The organism is Aeromonas aquatilis (assembly GCF_054052405.1).
Genome location: NZ_JBSTYP010000166.1, coordinates 1 through 490, shown reverse-complemented (window position 1 = coordinate 490; position 490 = coordinate 1). Strand labels below are relative to the sequence as shown.

Annotated in this window: 1 protein-coding gene; it reads right to left on the bottom strand. The window is 63.7% G+C overall.

Features of this window, described 5'->3' with window-relative positions:
• Positions 1 to 65: 65 nt before the first annotated feature.
• On the bottom strand, positions 66 to 434 hold the full coding sequence (locus tag ACW5W8_RS23835; protein WP_498630885.1) for a hypothetical protein: 369 nt from the start codon (positions 432 to 434) through the stop codon (positions 66 to 68).
• Between the last annotated feature and the right edge of the window lie 56 nt (positions 435 to 490).

Sequence of the window (490 nt, the reverse complement as noted above, 5' to 3'; positions counted from 1 at the left end):
ACCGCCGTCATCGGTATCAACCAGGCGCTGGCTGGCCAACAGCACGATATCGCCAGAGAGAATGGTCATGGGGTTACCTCTGTGAGATTCAGGGTCAAGGCATAGGGGTCGCCCCCTTCCGGGTCGGCCATCTCGATCAGTGGCATGGCCACCACGCCAGGGCGGCGCCACACCACAGTGCGGGTCACGCCATCGAGCAGGGTCAACGTCATCAGCTGGGCCACCTGAGCCTCCAGCACCTTGAGCTCCTGCACCTTGGCGCGGGAGCAGTGCCCGCTCAGGGTCAGCGGCCGTCCCTCGGGCTTGGCGGTCTCCTCCACCAACAGGGCGCCGCTCAGGGTCGGGGTCACCACCTGCTCGACCGGCGCCCACTCGAACTCGTCGCGCCAGACCAGATCATCTGGCAGCAGCACGCTGTTTAAGGTCACGTTCATTGGCGAAGTCCTTGCTGTTTAAGAAGGGAGATCAGGGCATTCGCATTGGCCTCATC